This is a genomic window from Streptomyces sp. NPDC048383, from assembly GCF_040651775.1.
Classification (GTDB): domain Bacteria; phylum Actinomycetota; class Actinomycetes; order Streptomycetales; family Streptomycetaceae; genus Streptomyces.
Genome location: NZ_JBEZKS010000096.1, coordinates 1 through 18,075 on the forward strand (window position 1 = coordinate 1; position 18,075 = coordinate 18,075).

Genomic DNA, 18,075 nt, shown 5'->3' on the forward strand with positions numbered 1-18,075 from the left:
CCGCGCCGGCATGGCCGCCCTGCGCCGCGAGCTGCTGCACGGCGTGTCCGGTCGCGTCATCGAGATCGGCGCCGGCAACGGGCTGAACCGGGTGGTGGGCCCGCGGCTAGGGGCAGTGGATGACCTGGCCGGCGTAGGAGAGGTTGCCGCCGAAGCCGAACAGCAGGACGGGGGCGCCGGCGGGGATCTCTCGGCGTTCCACGAGCTTGGAGAGGGCCATCGGGATGCTGGCCGCCGAGGTGTTCCCGGAGTCCACCACGTCCCGTGCGACGACGGCGTTCACGGCGCCGATGCGGGCGGCGAGGGGCTCGATGATCCGCAGGTTGGCCTGGTGGAGGACGACACCGGCGAGTTCCTCGGGGGTGATCCCGGCCTTCTCGCAGACCTTGCGGGCGAGCGGCGGCAGTTGGCTGGTGGTCCACCGGTAGACGGACTGGCCCTCCTGCGCGAACACCGGGGGCGTGCCCTCGATGCGCACCGCGTGGCCCATCTCCGGCACCGATCCCCACAGGACGGGCCCGATGCCGGGCTCCGCGCAGGCCTCGACGACGGCCGCGCCGGCGCCGTCGCCGGTGAGGACGCAGGTGGCGCGGTCGGTGTAGTCGGTGATCTCGGTCATCTTGTCGGCGCCGATGACCAGGGCGCGGGTGGCCGAGCCGGCCCGGATCGCGTGGTCGGCGGTGGCGAGGGCGTGCGTGAAGCCCGAGCAGACGACGTTGATGTCCATCACGGCCGGGCCGCCGCGCATGCCGAGCTTGGCGGCGACGCGCGCGGCCATGTTGGGCGAGCGGTCGATGGCGGTGGAGGTGGCCACCAGGACGAGGTCGATGTCGTCGGGGGTCAGTCCCGCGTTCGCGAGGGCCTTCCCGGCGGCCTGGTAGGCCAGCTCGTCGACCGGTTCCTCGGGGCCGGCGACATGCCGGGTCCGGATGCCGACCCGGGACCGGATCCACTCGTCGTTCGTGTCGACCATGGCCGCGAGGTCCTCGTTGGTGAGCACTTTCGCGGGCTGGTAGTGCCCTAGCGCCACCACGCGTGAACCGGTCATGGGCGGGGTCCCCCTCTGTTGGACGTCAGGATTTTCCAGCTTCGCCTGCTACCGGCCGGTACGGGGGCGCGTGACCCGACAGGAATCTCACACCGATGTTTGGAGAATTCCGAGCAACTTCCTGCCGAGGACGTCGTGGGCCGCAGATCCGGGAGAATGTCCTCGTCAGGTGCGCGACGAGGGACAGAACGGATGGTCGATCACCATGGGACGGGTGACCGAACGGCGCCGCGTCGTGCGGATCCGGAACGGGGTGGTCGGCGTGCGTCCGGACACGCTGGTCGCCGAGGAGCCGTTGGAGATCCGGCTGAACGGGAAACCGCTGGCCATCACCATGCGCACGCCGGGGGACGACTTCGCACTGGCGGTCGGATTCCTGGTGAGCGAGGGCGTGATCGCGCACGCCTCGGACGTCCGGGCCGTGACCTATTGCGAGGGCGCGACGGAGGACGGTTCCAACACCTACAACGTGGTCAACGTGCAGCTGGGCGCGGAAGTGCCGCTGCCCGACATCACGTTGGAACGCAACGTCTACACGACTTCCTCGTGCGGTCTGTGCGGCAAGGCCAGCTTGGACGCGGTCCGCACCGCGTCCCGTTTCCCCGGCATCGCCGACGATCCGGTACGGGTCACCCCGGATCTCCTCGCCGAGCTCCCGGACCGGCTGCGGGCGGCGCAGAGGGTGTTCGACCGGACGGGCGGCCTGCACGCCGCCGGGCTGTTCTCGGCGGCGGGCGAGCTGCTCGACGTACGGGAGGACGTGGGGCGGCACAACGCCGTGGACAAGATCGTCGGGCGGGCCGCCCGGGCCGGTCGGCTGCCGCTGACCGGCGCGGTGCTGCTGGTCTCGGGCCGGGCGTCCTTCGAGCTGGCGCAGAAGGCGGTCATGGCCGGGATACCGGTCCTGGCCGCGGTGTCGGCCCCGTCCTCGCTGGCGGTGGACCTGGCACTGGAGTCGGGCCTGACGCTGGTGGGCTTCCTGCGGGGCCGGGACATGAACGTGTACGCGGGCGAGCACCGGATCACCCTGCCGGAGGCCTAGCGCGTCCCTCGCGCGTCCTGCCGGTCGGGCGCCGTCCCGGAGGGACGCCCTAGCGGCGACGGCCGCGGCGCGGGGCGGGGGCCGGTTTCGGGTCCGGCGGGTCGATGCGGTGGAGGTCGAGGCCGGCGGGGAGCGGGGTGCTGCCCGGTCCGCCGGACTCGGCCCAGGCGATGATCTCGTCCGTCGCGGTGTCGTCCAGGGCGAAGCCGAACCAGACGGCGCGGGCTCCCCGGCGGCGGTTCTCGGTGGTGGGCTGGACCACGATGACGTTGGCCTGGGCGCACGGGCCGAGGCAGTCGCTCGTGCGGACGGCCAGCAGGCCCGCCGACGCGGCCGCCGCCTCGCGCAGCCGGGCGAGTTGACCGGCGTGATCGGAGCCCGGGTTCTTGCGGGGGTCCCCGCAGCAGCAGCCCCGGCAGACCACCAGGGTGCAGGGGCGTGGGGCGTTGGCGGCGAGCGGGCGTATCCAGGTCACCGACGCACGTTACCGGCCCTGTGGGGCGGGGTGTTGGACGGCGCGGGAGACCTCCGCCACATCGTCGGCGGCGCCGGCCACCGGGTCCTGGGCACGTCGTCGGGCCGGCACCGCGCAGACCCTGGCGGGCGGGGACCGGCTCAGCAGGCCCGCGTGAAGTGGCGGCGCCGGCCGGCCGGCGGGGGCCGGACTCCGGGCCGCCGGGCGGGCGCCCGGGCGGGGTCGGACCGGGCCCGGTCCTTGCCCGTAGGGATCTTGTGGAGGTTTACCGGGGGCTGCCGGGGGTGGGGCCCGGTGGGGTAGCGTCGCGGCGCCCCAGGGAGAGGAGCGGGATGTTGCGCGAGTTCACCGTCCCACCCGTGGTCACGGGCACGCCGGTCGGCGGTCTGGCCGACGTGGTCTTCGAGTACGCGGGGCAGGACCCGGACCGGGTGGTCCTCGGTCGCAAGGCGGGCGGGGTGTGGCATGACGTGACCTCGCGGGAACTGGCCGGGGAGGTGCTCGCGCTGGCCAAGGGGCTGCTCGCGCAGGGCATCCGGTTCGGCGACCGGGTCGCGCTGATGTCCCGCACCCGCTACGAGTGGACGTTGTTCGACTTCGCGCTGTGGGCGATCGGGGCGCAGCCGGTGCCGATCTACCCGACGTCCTCGGCGGACCAGGTCCAGTGGATCCTCCGGGACGCGGATTGCGTCGGGTGCGTGGTGGAGGACGAGAACCAGGCGATGACGGTCGGGTCGGGCGTCGAGGGGTTGCCCGGGTTGCGGCGGCTGTGGCAGCTCGACGCGGGCGCGGTGGAGGAGTTGGTGGCGGACGGCCGCACGGTCGCCGAGGACGTGGTCCACCGGCACCGTCGGGCCGTCACCCCGGACGCCGTGGCGACCGTCATCTACACCTCGGGGACGACGGGCAGGCCCAAGGGCTGTGTGCTCACCCACGCGAACTTCATGTTCGAGGCGGACACGATGGTGGCCCGCTGGGAGCCGGTCTTCCGAGCGGGGCCGGGGGAGCAGCCGTCGACGCTGTTGTTCCTGCCGCTGGCGCACGTCTTCGGACGGATGGTGGAGGTGGCGGCGGTGCGGGCGCGGGTGAAACTGGGGCACCAGCCGGTGCTGGCGGCGGCGGAACTCCTGCCGGACCTGGCCGCGTTCCGGCCGACGTTCGTCCTGGGGGTGCCGCACGTCTTCGAGAAGGTGTTCGCGGCGGCCCGGCGCAAGGCCGAGTCGGAGGGGCGTACGGGTCCCTTCGACCGGGCGGTGGAGACGGCGGTGCGGTACGCGGAGGCCCGTGAGGAGAAGACCTTCGGAACCGGGCCGGGACCGTCGGCGGGGTTGCGGATGGAGCACCAGCTGTTCGAGAGGTTGGTGTACGGGAAGGTCCGCGAGGCCATGGGCGGTCGGGTGCGGCACGCGATGTCGGGCGGCTCGGCGATGTCGAGACGGCTCGGGCTGTTCTTCGACGGCGCGGGCATCAGGGTGTTCGAGGGGTACGGGCTGACGGAGTCGTCCGCCGCCGCCACCGCGAACCCGCCGGGGGCGACGAAGTACGGGACGGTGGGACAGCCGATCCCGGGCAGTACGGTCCACATCGCGCAGGACGGGGAGGTGTGGTTGTACGGCGGGCACGTGTTCTCCGGGTACCTGAACGATCCCCGGGCGACGGCGGAGGTGCTGCGCGGCGGCTGGCTGGCGACCGGGGACCTGGGCCGGCTCGACCGCGACGGGTACCTCACCATCACCGGGCGCAAGAAGGAGATCCTGGTGACCTCCAACGGCAAGAGCGTGTCGCCGACCGCGTTGGAGGAGCGGGTGCGCTCGCATCCGCTGGTGGCGCAGTGCGTGCTGGTGGGCAACGACCGGCCGTTCATCGCGGCGCTGGTCACCCTGGACATGGAGGGGGTCGCCCACTGGCTGTCGATGCGGGGATCGCCGCAGTTGACGGCCGGCGAGGTGGTGGGTGATCCGGAGCTGGCGGCCGAGGTGCGGCGGGCGGTGGTGGCGGCCAACACCCTGGTCTCGCAGGCCGAGGGGATCCGGACGTTCCGGGTGTTGGCCGAGCAGTTCACCGAGGAGCGCGGTCTGTTGACCCCGTCGCTGAAGCTGAAGCGCCGGGCGATCGAGAAGGCGTACGCGCGGGAGGTCGCGGACCTGTACCCGTCGTGACGTCAGGCCCTCGGCAGGCCCGCGCGGCGCACCCGGGACGGACCTCCGACGGGACACTCCAACAAATCTGACGGTTCGTCATTTCACTTCGTCATCGATATTGACGGTACGTCAGGTGACGCACAGAATGCGGGGATTCCGACCCGAGGGGGATCCCACCCATGTCGCGACCCATCCGCGCCCTGGCCGCCGTGGCGGCCGCCCTCGCGCTCACCTCCGCCTGCAACTCCGCCTCCAACCACACCGATCCCGGCAAGCCCGGGGGCGGGACGCAGGCCGTGCGCGGGGTGAGCGCCGACTCCATCAAGGTCGGCGGCATCGTGTCGATGACGAGCGCCGGGGGCTACAGCAAGAAGGACACCGACCTCGGGGCCAAGGCCCGCTACCTGCGGGCCAACGCGGAGGGCGGCGTCAACGGCCGGAAGATCGACTACATCGGCGCGGAGGACGACGGCCAGGATCCCGGCAAGAACCTGGCCGCCGCCCGCAAGCTCGTCCAGCAGGACAAGGTGTTCGCGGTCTCCCCGATGAGTTCGGTGACCTTCTCGGGGGCCGACTTCCTGGAACAGGAGCAGGTGCCCACCTTCGGCTGGGGCACCCTGCCGTCCTTCTGCGGCCCCAAGTACATCTACGGGTTCAACGGCTGCCTGGTCCCCAGCCCCGGCGGGAGCATCAACCAGACCTGGCCCGAGGGCATCGGCCAGGTGCTCGGCGGCAAGCGGGGCAAGTCGGTGGCGATCATCGCGAACGACAGCGACGCCGGCAAGTTCGGCATCCGAACCTTCCAACAGGGTTTCACCAGCGCCGGGTTCACGGTGTCCTACGCCAAGGCCTCGGTCCCGGCGACCGCCGTGCCCAGCGACTGGTCGGCGTACGTCAAGGACATCCTCGCCGGCAACGGCGGCAAGGCCCCCGACGCGGTCATCTCCGTCATGCAGACCCCCAACAACATCGGCCTGTTCACCGCGCTCAAGCGCGGCGGCTACCAGGGGCTGCTGTCCGACCCGACGGACTACGACCCGGGGTTGCTCGCCAAGGACGCCACAAAGCAGGCCCTCGACGGGGTGCACGTCCTGCTCCAGTTCGAGCCCTTCGAATCGCAGAGCGCCGGCATGACCCGCTTCAAGGCGGACATCAAGGCCGCAGCCGGGGGTCAGGAAGTCCCGCTCAATATGCACATGTTGACCGGCTACATGTCAGCCGACCTCTTCCTGTCCATCGCGCAGAAGGCAGGGAAGGACCTGACCGTCGCCTCGTTCCAGGCCGCCGCGCAGGGGTTCTCCGACACAGGCACCCTCGTCGGCGACCGGTCGGAGCCGAAGGGGCAGAAGGACAGCTTCGGCTGCGGGGCGCTCGTACAGCTGAGGCAGGGCAAGTACGAGGTGTCCGTGCCCTTCACGTGCCACGAACCGATCCCCTTCGGCTGAGGGTCGGGGCAGCGGGATGGGAGACCTGCTCGTCTTCGTGCTGAGCGGCCTGGTGTCCGGCGCCTTGTACGCGCTGCTGGCCACCGGGCTGGTGCTGTCGTACTCGGCGTCCGGGCTGTTCAACTTCGCGCACGGCGCCACCGCCTACCTGTGCGCGCTCACCTTCTACGAGCTGCACTCCGGACTGGGGTGGCCGGCCGTCCCCGCGGCGCTGCTGGTGGTGTGCGTCCTGGCGCCCGGGCTCGGTTGGGGGTTGGACCGGCTGATGTTCCGACGGCTCGCCCGGGTCGGGGAGACCGCCCAGATCGTGGCGACCATCGGGCTGCTCGTGGCGCTGCCCGCCGCCGGATTGTGGACGGTGGAGCTGCTGGGCGCGGCGGGCGCGCCGGTCGCGCCCGCCGAGAACCAGTTCGGGCTGCCCGGGGTGGGGCCGAGCCCGGCCACGTCCTGGCAGCTCGCGGACGGCGTGGGCATCGACTCCGACCAGCTGATCACCTGGGTCGTCACCGCGGTGGTGGCCGTCGCCCTGTGGGTGCTGATGCGGCGCACCCGGCTGGGGCTGCGGCTGCGGGCCGCCGTCGACAACCGGTCGCTGACCGAGCTGCGCGGGATCAGTGCCGACCGGCTGTCTTCGGTGGCGTGGATGATCTCGTCGGGTCTGGCGGGGCTCGCGGGGGTGCTCGCGACCCCGCTGCTGGGGCTGTCCGCGCACGACTTCACCCTGTTCCTGTTCGTATCGGCGACCGCCGCCGTGATCGGCCGGTTCGCGTCCGTACCGCTCGCCTTCGCGGGTGGGTTGGGGCTCGGGGTGCTGCAGAACCTGGTCGCCGGCTACGCCTCCTTCGCCGAGGGGATCACCGGGTTCCGCACGGCGGTGCCGTTCCTGATCCTGTTCGGGGGGCTGCTCGTCCTGACCCGGCGGGCGCGCACCGCCGGGGTCGCCGCGGTCGACGTACCGTCCCCGGACCATCTCGCGGGCGCGTCGTGGAACCGCCGTTGGGGTGGCTGGGCGGTGGCCGCCGCCCTGCTGTGCGCGGCGTTCTACACCGTCACCACGCCCTTCTGGACGGGGTTGCTCGCGCAGGGCCTGGCCATCGCGCTGGTGTTCATGTCGTTCACCGTGGTGACCGGGCTGGGCGCGATGGTGTCGCTGGCCCAGGCGACCTTCGTCACCGGGTCCGCGCTCGTCGCGGGCCTGCTGATGAGTCGGGGCTGGCCCTTCGTGGCGGCGCTGGCGGTGGGCACCTGCGTGGCGGCCCTGCTCGGGGCGCTGGTCGCGCTGCCGGCGCTGCGGCTCGGCGGGCGTTCTCTCGCCTTGGCCACGCTGGCGCTTGCCTTCCTGGCCGACCAGGTGCTGTTCCAACTGCGGTGGCTGCGCAACGGGGATTCCGGTTGGTCCGTCCCGCGGCCGGTGATCGGCCCGCTGGACCTGTCGGACGACCGGGCCTTCGGGGTGGCCCTGGTCGTCCTGGTCGCCGTCGTGGCCGCCGCGCTGGGCGCGCTGCGCGATTCGCCGTCGGGGCGGGCGATGCTCGCCGTACGGTCGGCGCCGGCGGCGGCCATGGCCTCCGGGGTGTCCGTCCTGCGCACGAAGCTGACGCTGTTCATGCTGTCGGCCGGTCTGGCCGGGTTCGGCGGGGTCCTGTACGCCTCGTACAACACCCGGATCACGGCGACCGACTTCACGGCCATGACGGGGTTGGTGTGGCTCGCGGTCGTCGTGGCGGCCGGGGTGCGGCGGCCGCAGTACGCGGTGGTGGCGGGGCTGGTGTTCGCCGTGGCGCCGCGGGTGCTGTCGGACTGGGTGACGGAATCGGCGCACCTCCCGGTGATCCTGTTCGGGTTGGCGGGGCTGGCCCTCGCCAACGATCCGGACGGGTACTGCGCCGCCCTCCCGGTACGCCGGGCACGGCGGGCGGCGGCCGCCGCCGGGGGCGCCGCGCCCGCCGGCGCGGACCCGTCGCCCGGAACCGGGACCGGAACCGCTCCGGTGGCGCGGGAGGAGCCGGAGCCGGGCACCACCGCCGGCCCGGTCACCGTCCCGCCCGCCCGTCGGCCCGCGGCGTCCGGGGGCGGGCACGCGGGCCGGGGCGCGGCGGCGCCGGGCGTGCCCGCGCTGGAGCTGCGTGACGTCACCGCCGGGTACGACGGCGGGCTCGTCCTGCGCGGGGTCGGCCTCACCGTGCGCCGGGGCGAGATCCTCGCCGTGCTCGGGCCCAACGGCGCCGGGAAGTCCACCGCCTGCCGGGTCGCCGCCGGGCTGCTGCCCGTCACCGGCGGGGCGGTCCTCGTCGGCGGTCGGGACGCCACCGGGGACGGGCCGGTCCTGCGGTCCCGGGCCGGGGTGCTGCTGGCACCGGAGGGGCGGGGGATCTTCCCCGCGCTCACCATCGAGGAGAACCTGACCCTCCACCTCCCGGAGGCCGCCGCCCGGGCCGCCGTCTACGACCGCTTCCCGCGCCTCGGGGAGCGGCGGGCCGTGGTGGCCGGAGCGCTGTCGGGCGGGGAGCAGCAGATGCTGGCCCTCGCCCCGCTGCTGGAGCGCCCGCCGCAGGTGCTGATCGCGGACGAGCCCTCGCTGGGGCTCGCGCCGCGCGTCGTGGACGAGGTGTACGGGCTGCTCACCGAGATCCGGGACGCCGGCAGCGCGCTGCTGCTGGTGGAGGAGAAGGCGGCGGAGATCCTGGGGATCGCCGACACCGTGGCCTACCTCTCCCAGGGCCGGGTCTCCTGGTGCGGCCCGCGGGCCGAGGTCGAGCCGGACCGGCTGACCGAGGCCTACCTGGGGATGGCGACATGAGCGGCTACGTGCTGGAGGCGTGCGGGATCAGTGTGCGCTTCGGCGGGGTGCGGGCCCTGACCGGGGTGGACCTGGGGGTCCGCGCCGGGGAGGTGTGCGGGCTGATCGGGCCGAACGGTGCCGGCAAGACCACGCTGTTCGACGTACTGTCCGGGATCCGGCGGCCCGACCGGGGGCGGATCCTGCTCGACGGGGCGGACGTCACCCGTCGCTCCCCCGTCTGGCGGGCCCGGCACGGGATGCGCCGTACGTTCCAGCGCCAGCAGCTGTTCGGGCAGTTGAGCGTGGCCGACAACCTGCTCGTCGCCCAGGAGTGGCGGGGCGGCGGGGGCGGTCTCGGCGCCGACCTGCTGGCGCTCCCGACGCGCCGCCGCCGGGAGCGGGAGCGGCGCGAGCGGGGTCGACGGGTCCTGGCCTCCTGCGGGATCGGGTCGCTCGGGGAGCGGTACGCGGGCGGGCTGCCCGTCGGCCGGGCCCGGATGGCGGAGCTGGCGCGCGCCGTGGCCGACCCGCCGAGGGTGCTGCTGCTCGACGAGCCGGCGTCGGGGATGTCGGCGCCGGAACGGGAGCAGCTCGCCGCGGTGGTGCGCCGGCTCGCCCAGGAGGAGGGCTGCGCGGTGCTGCTGGTCGAGCACAACGTGGCCTTCGTGATGGACCTGTGCGCCCGGGTCGTCGCCCTGGACCTCGGCACGGTCCTCGCCGAGGGGACGGCGCCCGAGGTGCGGGCGGATCCCCGGGTGAGAGAGGCGTACCTCGGTACGACGTGACACGGTTCGCGAGCACGGGGCGGGCCGCCACGGTTCGCGGGCACGGCGCCGGTCGGCACGGTTCGCGGGCACCGGGCCGGCCGGCCGACATCGCGCCGGCCGGCGGGAATACGGTGTACGGGGGGCCGGTTGTGGCCCCCCGTACACCGTGGCCCGTACCCGTACCCCGTGGCGGGCCGCGACCGCACCGACCCGAGGGAATCGACCGCACGTGAACCAGGTCCCCACCGTCAAGCTCAACAACGGCACGCTCATGCCCCGGCTCGGCTACGGCGTCTGGCAGGTCCCGGACTCCGAGGCGCGACAGGCCGTCGGCACCGCCCTGGAGGCCGGCTACCGCAGCATCGACACGGCGGCCGTGTACGGCAACGAGGAGGGCACCGGGCGGGCGCTCGCCGAGTCCGGCCTGCCGCGCGCGGAGCTGTTCGTCACCACCAAGCTGTGGAACGGGCCGAAGCGGACCTGGGACCGGGACGCGGTGCTGCGCGCCTTCGAGGACTCGCTCGGCAAGCTGGGCCTCGACCACGTCGACCTGTACCTGATCCACTGGCCGCGCCCGATGCGCGAGGACTTCCTCACCATCTGGAAGACCTTCGAGGAGATCGCCGCCGACGGTCGGGCGAAGGCGGTGGGCGTGTCGAACTTCCGTCCCCGGGACCTGGAGCGGCTCGGCGAGGTGAGCGACCTCGTGCCCGCCGTGAACCAGATCGAGCTGCACCCGCTGTTCCCGCAGGAGGAACTGCGCGCCCTGCACGCGGAGCGGGGCATCGCCACCGAGGCCTGGTCCCCGCTGGGTCAGGGCAAGGAGCTGCTGACGCTGCCCGCCGTCGCGGAGATCGCCGCCCGGCACGGCCGCAGCTCCGCCCAGGTGGTGCTGCGCTGGCACCTCCAGCTGGGCAACGTGGTGATCCCGAAGTCCGTGACCCCCGCCCGGATCCGGGAGAACCTGGACGTCTTCGGGTTCGAGCTGGACGCCGCCGACCTCGCCGCGCTGGACGCCCTCGGCGCGAGCGCGGCGGGCCGGCGCATCGGGCCGGACCCGGCCGTCTTCGACGTCTGAGGGCGCCGGCGTGAACCTTTCCGACGGGCTCTACCGGATCAGGAACGTCGAGAGCGGGCTGGTGCTCCAGTTGGAGGGCGCCTCGCGGGTGCGGGTCGGCCCGGACGGGCCGCCCGCGCCGGCGACGGCCCGCCGCTGGCGGATCTCCCCCGTGCACAGCGGGGGCGGCGTCTTCCACGTGGTGAGCGAGGACAACGAGCGGCGCCTGGACGTCGCGAACGCCTCGACGGACGCCGGCGCCCGGGTGCAGGTGTGGCGGCCCAACGCCTTCGGCGCCCAGGAGTGGCTCGTCGAGCGGCACCTGGACGACCCCGGGGTGGTGTCGCTGATCGCCTGCATCAGCGGGCTGTCCCTGGAGGCCGATGAGGAGGGCCGGGCCCGTCAGGGCGAGGACACCGACTCCCCGTCCCAGTGGTGGCGGCTGGAGCCGGTGTAGTGGAGCGGGCCCTCGTCCCCGGCCCCCACGACGGGCTCAGCTCGCGCCGTGGGCCGGGGCGAGGGTCTCGACGCGTTCGGCGAGCGCGAAGTCGGTCGCGGTGACGGCGCCGCCGGCGTCGTGGCTGTTGACCGACAACCTGACGGTGTTGTAGCCGAGGGTCAGGTCCGAGTGGTGGTTCAACTCTTCCTGGACGGCGGCGATGTGGACGACCAGGGCGCCGGCCGCGAAGTGCGTGCCCAACCGGTAGGTGCGGACGATCCGGTCGTCCTCGAAGGCCCAACCCGGGAGTTCCCGCAGGCGGTCCTCGATCTCCTTCTGCGACAGCGGCTCACTCGGCATGCACCGGCTCCTCATCCTCGGGTACGCCCGTCGTACGTCCGTGACGTGGGGTCAAGGTTCGCACAGCACGGCCCGCGCGGGCCCCTCCGCGGCACGGTCCGAGCGTGTCCCCGAGGGGCTTCGCCGCCGCGCTCCTCGGCTAACGTCGGAGCCATGACGACGGCGACTGTGGGACATCTGCTGCGCACCTGGCGGGAGCGGCGCGGCATCAGCCAGTTGGAGCTGGCGGGCCGCGCCGACTCCTCCTCCCGACACATCAGCTTCGTGGAGACGGGCCGGTCCCGGCCGAGCGAGGAGATGGTGCTGCGGCTCGCCGAGCACCTCGACGTACCGGTACGGGACCGCAACGCCCTTCTGGTGGCGGCGGGTTACGCCCCGCGGTACGCGCACACGGCGCTGGACGCCCCGGCCATGGAGGTGCTCCGCGAGAGCCTGGAACGGCTGATGACGGCCTACGAGCCGTACCCGGCCCTGGTGGTCGACGCCACGTACGACGTCGTCGCCGCGAACCGGGCCGTGATGGCGCTCCTCGACGGGATGCCGGAACACCTGCTGGCCCCGCCCCTGAACGTCATGCGGATCACCCTGCACCCGGAGGGTCTCGCCCGGCGGATCCACAACCTGCGCGAGTGGCGCGGTCACCTGTTGGAGCAGATGGAGCGACAGATCGCGCTGGCCCGCTCCCCCGCGCTGCGCGCCCTGTACGAGGAGGTCGCCGCGTACCCGGTCGCGGACCGACCCGGCGACGCCGAGGCCCGCGAGCAGGTCCCGTACATCGCGCTGCCGCTGCGCGTCGAACACGACGGGCAGATCCTGTCCTTCGTGTCGTCGATCTCCACCTTCAACACGCCGATGGACGTGACCGTCGCCGAGCTGGCCATCGAAACGCTCCTGCCGGCCGACGCGGCGACGGCGAAGTACCTGCGCTCAACGGCTTCCTGACTCCGGTGCGCGCAGCGCCAGTTGCTGGAGCAGCGCGAACGAGGCGACGGTCAGCGCCTGCGCCGGGATCCACACCGCGCCCGCGGTGGTGGGCGCCGGGCCGATGAACAGGGCGACCAGACTGAGCACCGCCCAGGCGTAGTTGGCCTCGATCACCATCTTCACCGGGAAGCCGGCCGGCCGGGGCCGGGTGGCGAGCAGTCCCACGCCGGCGCCGTACAGGAGCAGGAAGACCCCGAGGCCGAGCAGGAGCCTCCCGTCGACGCCGAGCAGGCGGCCGAGCGGGGCGGAGAAGGCCGCGTACGCCAGGCCGTTCCCGGAGGTGACGACGGCGTCCAGCGCGAGGAAGCGGCGTAGGGCGGTCCGGGGGACGGTGGTGCGGGCGATACCGAACAGGGTCGCGGACATGGCGGTCAGCCTCCATCGAGGTCGGGTGCGCGGGCTGGGTACCGGACCCCGGAGGCGAGTGCGCGCCCCCGGAACCCGATGCGCCCACTGTGCCGCCGCCCCGGACCGGGGTCGATTACCTCCCACGTAAGCCCCTCCCCTGAGAAACGCGCGCCGGCGGCCGCGCCACGCCCCGGTGGATCCGCTCACGATCCGCACCGGCCCACCTCCGAGGCCCGTCGACACGGTCGGGCCGGCGGGCTCGTTGCCGCGGACGGTCCGGCCGGACAGGTCACAGGTTTTCGAGGAGGTTCGCGAGGGGGGTCGGGGCCTGGCCCGGGGGGAGGGACTCCGTCAGGAGGCGGGCGTAGTGGATCTTGCGGCCCTTGCGCGTGCCGAGGAAGCGGCGCAGCAGCCGTTGCCGGGGGCGGCCTTGGTGGGCGGGTTGGTGCAGCAGGGTCCGCCAGGCGCGGATGTCGCCCTCGGCTTCGATGATCTCCTCGACGCGCGTCGTGCCGAGCGTGCGGATGAGTTCGTCCTCCAGGTCCGCGGCGCACACGAAGAAGGTCGCGTCCGGTGCGCCGGCCCGCTCCAAGCCGCGCTCGTAGAAGCCCTGCTCGTTCTCGTCGCACAGTCCGGTCAGGCGCAGACCCAGTCCGGGGGGCCCGAGCAGGGCGGCGTACCGGGCGACGTTCATCGCCCCGCGCATCGACAGGACGGACACCCCTTCGGCGGCGAGGTCACGGCCGTGTCGTTCGGCCAGGGCCTCGACGGCTTCGAGGTCGCTCGGCCCCTCCAGCAGTACCGCCGTCCGCAGCCCGAGCCCCGCGGCCAGATCAGCGGCCGGCCCACCTGCCCCGCCGGCCGCCCAGCCGTCCACCGCTTCCCGGAATGCCCCCATGTCCACCATGCGGCGAGTCTGCCCCGCGACCGGCGTCGCGGCACGACATTTTCCGGCGGGCGACGTGTGACGACGGGGCCGCCGACGTGGTGGTCGCCGGTCGGGATCCGGCAGGTCCACCGCGCATCGGTCATCGGCGACGGGCTGCCATCCTCGTGCGCCCGTCCGGGGCCGCTGTGCGGGCCGGCGCGTACGACGCCGCGCCGCGCGACCGGGGTCCCGGCGAACCGGCCGCCGCCGTGCTCACCGCCGTCCGTCAGCCCCGGACGGCCGCCGAGCGGGTGTGCGAGGACGGCCCCCGACCGCCTCCGGGCCGAACCGGCCCGCCGCGCCGACGCCCCGGCCAGCCCCGGCCCGAACGGAACGCCGCGCGCGACGGTCGGGTGCGGAGCGGACCCGTCCGGCCCGGGACGACCGGGGACGACCACGGAGGGCCTGGGACGCACCACGGAGGGCCGGGTCCCCCGGGGGACGACCGGAGACGGCTCCGGACGGTCAGGAACGTCCGCGCGCCCCCGCGCCGCACCCCCGGCCGCGGCGAGCCGGACGCCGTCGCGCCGGGTCGGGTGGGGTGGGGTCAGAGTGCCGCGAGGTCCAGGCCGGCCTGAGCGGCCGCGGCCTGCACCGTCTGCTCCAGCAGGACGGCGATGGTCATCGGGCCGACGCCGCCGGGCACCGGGGTGATCAGGGAGGCACGGGCGGCGGCCGACTCGAAGTGGACGTCGCCGACGTTGCCGGCGTTGTAGCCGGCGTCCAGTACGACCGCGCCCGGCTTGATGTCCTCGCCGCGGATGAACTCGGCCTTGCCGACGGCGGCCACCAGCACGTCCGCCTGCCGCACGATCGAGGGCAGGTCGACGGTGCGGGAGTGGCAGTAGGTGACCGTGGCGTTGCGCTCCAGCAGCAGCATGCCGGCCGGCTTGCCGAGGATGGCGCTGCGGCCGACGACGACGGCGTGCTTGCCGGTGAGGTCCACGTCGTAGGCCTCCAGCAGGCGCATGATGCCGCCGGGGGTGCAGGAGACGAAGCCGGGCAGCCCGAAGCCCATGGCGGCGAAGGAGTGCATGGTGACCCCGTCGACGTCCTTGTCGGGGGCGATGGCCTCGAAGGCGGCGCGCTCGTCGATGTGGTCCGGGACGGGGTGCTGCAGCAGGATGCCGCTGATCCGCGGGTCCGCCGAGAGCTCGGTGAGGGCGGCGACCAGTTCCTCGGTGGTGGTCGCGGCCGGCAGTTCCACGTGGCGGGAGGTGATGCCGGCCTTGGCGCAACGGTTCTGCTTCATGCGTACGTAGGTGACGGAGGCCGGGTCCTCGCCGACGAGCACGGTGGCCAGGCAGGGGGCGGTGCCGGTGCGCTCGGTGATCTTCGCCGCGAGGGCGGCGGTCCGCTCCGAGATGCGGCGGGCGACGGCGGTGCCGTCCATCAGCTGGGCAGTGGCAGTCGTCATGGGGTCTCCTGAACGTCGCTGCGGATCGCGGTTCGCCCAGGCGCGCGGCAGTCGACGTACGGAGTACGCCGGGCCGCTCCCCGGTGGTGATCCACCCGAACGCCAGTCACGGCCCGCCGCCCACTGTAGTCGACTTATCCACTGGTTCCCCGGCACCGGAGCTGGGACGATCGAGACATGACGCGCACTTTCGACCATCTCGTCGCCGAGGCCGAATCCGTGTCCGTGGACGGCTGGGACTTCTCCTGGCTCGACGGGCGGGCGACCGAGCAGCGGCCCTCCTGGGGCTACCAGCGGCTCCTCGGCGAGCGGCTGGCCGGGGTGCGCTCCGCTCTGGACATCCAGACCGGGGGCGGTGAGGTGCTCGCCGGATCGGGCCCGCTGCCGCCGCTGATGGCGGCCACCGAATCGTGGCCGCCGAACATCGAGAAGGCGACCCGCCTGTTGCACCCCATGGGCGCGGTGGTGGTCGCGGACGCCGACGAACCTCCGCTGCCCTTCGGCGACGGGGCCTTCGAGCTGGTCACCAGTCGACACCCGGTGACCATCTGGTGGGACGAGATCGCCCGGGTGTTGACGCCGGGCGGCGCCTACCTCTCCCAGCAGGTCGGCCCGGCGAGCGTCTTCGAGCTCGTCGAGTACTTCCTCGGCCCGCAGCCGGAACACGTCCGGCGCGGCCGGCACCCCGACGACGCGGTGAGCGACGCCACGAAGGCGGGCCTGGAAGTGCTCGATCTGCGTTCCGAACGACTGCGGACGGAGTTCCATGACATCGGAGCCGTGATCTACTTTCTACGGAAGGTGATCTGGATGGTGCCCGGCTTCACGGTCGGGCAGTACCGGGACCGGCTGCGCGAGCTCCACGAACGTATCGAACGCGAGGGCCCGTTCGTCGCGCATACCGCCCGTTTCCTCATCGAAGCCCGCAAAACGGACTGAGAGGAGGGCCTACGGAAAGGCGTTCGCGGAGCGGACGGATCTTCGCCGGATCGGTTGCGCGGCCACAGCGTGGCGCAGGTCACTCAATTCAGCGCGTAACGAATCGACTCGGGCATGCGATGAACCGACAGGTGTCCTCGCGCGGCCCCGGAATACAGACCCCCCTCGGGTCTGTTTCCCGAGTTCGCGCGATGATGTCCCGCTCACCCCTTATCTGTTCGCAACGAGAGGCTCCTTGTGTCGCTCAGCCCGTCCCGTACGTTCCCTCCGGAGATCGCCGAATCGGAGGCCCTCGTCGCGCTCGTCGAGCGCGGCCGCGAGCAGGGTCACATCAACGGTGACGACGTGCGCCAGGCCTTCGAGGCCGGACGCATCCCGGTGGACCAGTGGAAGCGGGTCCTGCGCAGCCTGAACCAGGTCCTGGACGAGGAGGGCGTCGCCCTCCACGTCAGCGCCGCCCCCGCCGCCAAGGCTCCCGCCAAGAAGCCCCGCAAGGCGGCCGCGGCCCCGGCCCGCACCGTGACCAAGAAGGCGGCCGCCGCGCCGCGCCCCATCGGCGCGCGCAAGACGGCGGTCCCGGCCACCGCGGCGGCGATATCCGCTTCGTCGACCGGCGCCGAGGAGGAGGTGGCGGCCGAGGCCGCCGCCGAGCCCAAGAAGCGCACGGTCAAGAAGACCGCCGCCAAGAAGGCGACGGCGACCAAGAAGACCGCCGCCGGCAAGAAGGGCGCGAAGGACTCCGACGAGGGCGAGACCCCCGCCGCCGTGGGCGAGGACTGGGCAGCCGAGGACCTCGCCGACGAGCCGGAGGAGGAGGCCCCCAAGATCGGCGGCACCCAGGGCTTCGTCCTGTCCGACGACGACGAGGACGACGCCCCGGCGCAGACGGTCATGGTGGCCGGTGCCACCGCCGACCCCGTCAAGGACTACCTGAAGCTGATCGGCAAGGTGCCGCTCCTCAACGCCGAGCAGGAGGTCGAGCTCGCCAAGCGCATCGAGGCGGGCCTGTTCTCCGAGTACAAGCTCGAAGAGGAGGAGGACCACAAGCCCGCGTTCAAGCGCGAGCTGGAGATCCTCGTCGAGGACGGCCGGCGTGCCAAGAACCACCTGCTGGAGGCCAACCTCCGTCTCGTGGTCTCGCTGGCCAAGCGCTACACCGGCCGCGGCATGCTCTTCCTGGACCTGATCCAGGAGGGCAACGTCGGTCTGATCCGCGCGGTGGAGAAGTTCGACTACACCAAGGGCTTCAAGTTCTCCACGTACGCGACCTGGTGGATCCGGCAGGCGATCACGCGTGCCATGGCCGACCAGTCGCGCACCATCCGCATCCCCGTGCACATGGTCGAGATCATCAACAAGCTCGCCCGCGTGCAGCGTCAGATGCTCCAGGACCTCGGCCGGGAGCCCACTCCGGAGGAGCTGGGCAAGGAACTCGACATGACCCCCGAGAAGGTCATCGAGGTCCAGAAGTACGGCCGTGAGCCGATTTCCCTGCACACCCCGCTGGGTGAGGAGGGCGACAGCGAGTTCGGTGACCTGATCGAGGACTCCGAGGCGGTCGTACCGGCCGACGCGGTGTCGTTCACCTTCCTCCAGGAGCAGCTCCAGTCGATCCTGGGGACGCTCTCCGAGCGCGAGGCGGGCGTGGTCTCCATGCGTTACGGCCTCAACGACGGCCAGCCGAAGACCCTCGACGAGATCGGTCGCGTGTACGGGGTCACCCGTGAGCGCATCCGTCAGATCGAGTCGAAGACCATGTCGAAGCTGCGCCACCCGTCGCGTTCGCAGGTGCTGCGCGACTACCTCGACTAGGACGTCGGGGAGCCCCGGGACGCCGGAACACCGGCCCCGGGGCGTGCACGGCACGACGAAACCCCGGGGATCCGGCGCGGGCCGCGCCGGA

Annotated in this window: 16 protein-coding genes, 1 pseudogene and 1 riboswitch; of the genes and pseudogenes, 11 read left to right on the forward strand and 6 right to left on the reverse strand. The window is 72.9% G+C overall.

Annotation, left to right across the window (positions count from 1 at the left end):
* Positions 1-88, forward strand: a pseudogene (locus tag AB0D46_RS36730) (SAM-dependent methyltransferase); the annotation flags it as partial.
* 18 nt (positions 89-106) lie between these two features.
* Here the strand turns inward: AB0D46_RS36730 and AB0D46_RS36735 are convergent.
* On the reverse strand, positions 107-1,048 hold the full coding sequence (locus tag AB0D46_RS36735) for a beta-ketoacyl-ACP synthase III (protein WP_362884218.1): 942 nt from the start codon (positions 1,046-1,048) through the stop codon (positions 107-109).
* 205 nt (positions 1,049-1,253) lie between these two features.
* Here AB0D46_RS36735 and fdhD point away from each other — a divergent pair, with 205 nt between their 5' ends.
* Positions 1,254-2,090: a formate dehydrogenase accessory sulfurtransferase FdhD gene (gene fdhD / locus AB0D46_RS36740; RefSeq protein WP_362884244.1), complete on the forward strand. Its 837-nt coding sequence runs from the start codon at positions 1,254-1,256 to the stop codon at positions 2,088-2,090.
* A gap of 49 nt (positions 2,091-2,139) precedes the next feature.
* Here fdhD and AB0D46_RS36745 read toward each other — a convergent pair whose 3' ends face one another.
* A complete protein-coding gene (locus AB0D46_RS36745; RefSeq protein ID WP_362884220.1) occupies positions 2,140-2,565 on the reverse strand; it encodes a (2Fe-2S) ferredoxin domain-containing protein in 426 nt (141 codons plus the stop codon).
* 335 nt (positions 2,566-2,900) lie between these two features.
* On the opposite strand from AB0D46_RS36745, the gene AB0D46_RS36750 reads away from it, so the two are divergent.
* The 6 genes from AB0D46_RS36750 (at position 2,901) to AB0D46_RS36775 (ending at position 11,214) form a co-directional block, all read left to right on the forward strand.
* Positions 2,901-4,724: an AMP-binding protein gene (locus AB0D46_RS36750; RefSeq protein WP_362884246.1), complete on the forward strand. Its 1,824-nt coding sequence runs from the start codon at positions 2,901-2,903 to the stop codon at positions 4,722-4,724.
* Positions 4,725-4,885: 161 nt separating this feature from the next.
* A complete protein-coding gene (locus AB0D46_RS36755; RefSeq protein ID WP_362884222.1) occupies positions 4,886-6,151 on the forward strand; it encodes an ABC transporter substrate-binding protein in 1,266 nt (421 codons plus the stop codon).
* 16 nt (positions 6,152-6,167) lie between these two features.
* Positions 6,168-8,951, forward strand: a complete 2,784-nt coding sequence (locus AB0D46_RS36760; RefSeq protein ID WP_362884224.1) for an ATP-binding cassette domain-containing protein — start codon at positions 6,168-6,170, stop codon at positions 8,949-8,951.
* Positions 8,948-9,718 (forward strand): ABC transporter ATP-binding protein, encoded by a 771-nt coding sequence (locus tag AB0D46_RS36765; protein ID WP_362884226.1) that lies wholly within the window; start codon positions 8,948-8,950, stop codon positions 9,716-9,718. The genes AB0D46_RS36760 and AB0D46_RS36765 overlap by 4 nt, the downstream gene beginning before the upstream one ends.
* A gap of 211 nt (positions 9,719-9,929) precedes the next feature.
* On the forward strand, positions 9,930-10,778 hold the full coding sequence (locus AB0D46_RS36770) for an aldo/keto reductase (protein WP_362884228.1): 849 nt from the start codon (positions 9,930-9,932) through the stop codon (positions 10,776-10,778).
* Positions 10,779-10,788: 10 nt separating this feature from the next.
* Positions 10,789-11,214 carry an RICIN domain-containing protein gene (locus AB0D46_RS36775; protein ID WP_362884230.1) on the forward strand — a complete coding sequence of 142 codons (426 nt, stop codon included), beginning with the start codon at positions 10,789-10,791 and terminating at the stop codon, positions 11,212-11,214.
* A 36-nt stretch (positions 11,215-11,250) separates the two neighbouring features.
* Here AB0D46_RS36775 and AB0D46_RS36780 read toward each other — a convergent pair whose 3' ends face one another.
* A complete protein-coding gene (locus tag AB0D46_RS36780) occupies positions 11,251-11,556 on the reverse strand; it encodes a 4a-hydroxytetrahydrobiopterin dehydratase (protein WP_362884232.1) in 306 nt (101 codons plus the stop codon).
* A gap of 153 nt (positions 11,557-11,709) precedes the next feature.
* On the opposite strand from AB0D46_RS36780, the gene AB0D46_RS36785 reads away from it, so the two are divergent.
* Positions 11,710-12,498: a helix-turn-helix transcriptional regulator gene (locus tag AB0D46_RS36785; RefSeq protein WP_362884233.1), complete on the forward strand. Its 789-nt coding sequence runs from the start codon at positions 11,710-11,712 to the stop codon at positions 12,496-12,498.
* Here AB0D46_RS36785 and AB0D46_RS36790 read toward each other — a convergent pair.
* The 3 genes from AB0D46_RS36790 to AB0D46_RS36800 form a co-directional block, all read right to left on the reverse strand.
* Positions 12,484-12,906 carry a hypothetical protein gene (locus tag AB0D46_RS36790; RefSeq protein ID WP_362884235.1) on the reverse strand — a complete coding sequence of 141 codons (423 nt, stop codon included), beginning with the start codon at positions 12,904-12,906 and terminating at the stop codon, positions 12,484-12,486. The genes AB0D46_RS36785 and AB0D46_RS36790 overlap by 15 nt on opposite strands.
* A gap of 271 nt (positions 12,907-13,177) precedes the next feature.
* Positions 13,178-13,795, reverse strand: coding sequence for a TOPRIM nucleotidyl transferase/hydrolase domain-containing protein (locus AB0D46_RS36795; RefSeq protein ID WP_362884237.1), 618 nt, complete (start codon positions 13,793-13,795; stop codon positions 13,178-13,180).
* Positions 13,796-14,363: 568 nt separating this feature from the next.
* Positions 14,364-15,233, reverse strand: a complete 870-nt coding sequence (locus tag AB0D46_RS36800; protein WP_362884239.1) for a bifunctional 5,10-methylenetetrahydrofolate dehydrogenase/5,10-methenyltetrahydrofolate cyclohydrolase — start codon at positions 15,231-15,233, stop codon at positions 14,364-14,366.
* Positions 15,234-15,260: 27 nt separating this feature from the next.
* Positions 15,261-15,353, reverse strand: a riboswitch (ZMP/ZTP riboswitch).
* A gap of 57 nt (positions 15,354-15,410) precedes the next feature.
* Between AB0D46_RS36800 and AB0D46_RS36805 the strand changes: the two genes are divergently transcribed.
* Positions 15,411-16,172, forward strand: coding sequence for a methyltransferase domain-containing protein (locus tag AB0D46_RS36805; RefSeq protein WP_362884241.1), 762 nt, complete (start codon positions 15,411-15,413; stop codon positions 16,170-16,172).
* A gap of 237 nt (positions 16,173-16,409) precedes the next feature.
* The gene (locus tag AB0D46_RS36810; RefSeq protein ID WP_362884242.1) at positions 16,410-17,984 is read left to right on the forward strand and encodes an RNA polymerase sigma factor; all 1,575 of its coding nucleotides are present in this window, start codon (positions 16,410-16,412) and stop codon (positions 17,982-17,984) included.
* Positions 17,985-18,075: the final 91 nt, after the last annotated feature.

Coding starts and splice junctions, on each gene's coding strand:
- AB0D46_RS36735 (WP_362884218.1), bottom strand. CDS start 1,048: ATGACCGGTTCACGCGTGGTGGCGCTAGGGCACTACCAGCCCGCGAAA.
- fdhD (WP_362884244.1), top strand. CDS start 1,254: ATGGGACGGGTGACCGAACGGCGCCGCGTCGTGCGGATCCGGAACGGG.
- AB0D46_RS36755 (WP_362884222.1), top strand. CDS start 4,886: ATGTCGCGACCCATCCGCGCCCTGGCCGCCGTGGCGGCCGCCCTCGCG.
- AB0D46_RS36760 (WP_362884224.1), top strand. CDS start 6,168: ATGGGAGACCTGCTCGTCTTCGTGCTGAGCGGCCTGGTGTCCGGCGCC.
- AB0D46_RS36765 (WP_362884226.1), top strand. CDS start 8,948: ATGAGCGGCTACGTGCTGGAGGCGTGCGGGATCAGTGTGCGCTTCGGC.
- AB0D46_RS36780 (WP_362884232.1), bottom strand. CDS start 11,556: ATGCCGAGTGAGCCGCTGTCGCAGAAGGAGATCGAGGACCGCCTGCGG.
- AB0D46_RS36785 (WP_362884233.1), top strand. CDS start 11,710: ATGACGACGGCGACTGTGGGACATCTGCTGCGCACCTGGCGGGAGCGG.
- AB0D46_RS36790 (WP_362884235.1), bottom strand. CDS start 12,906: ATGTCCGCGACCCTGTTCGGTATCGCCCGCACCACCGTCCCCCGGACC.
- AB0D46_RS36795 (WP_362884237.1), bottom strand. CDS start 13,795: ATGGTGGACATGGGGGCATTCCGGGAAGCGGTGGACGGCTGGGCGGCC.
- AB0D46_RS36800 (WP_362884239.1), bottom strand. CDS start 15,233: ATGACGACTGCCACTGCCCAGCTGATGGACGGCACCGCCGTCGCCCGC.
- AB0D46_RS36805 (WP_362884241.1), top strand. CDS start 15,411: ATGACGCGCACTTTCGACCATCTCGTCGCCGAGGCCGAATCCGTGTCC.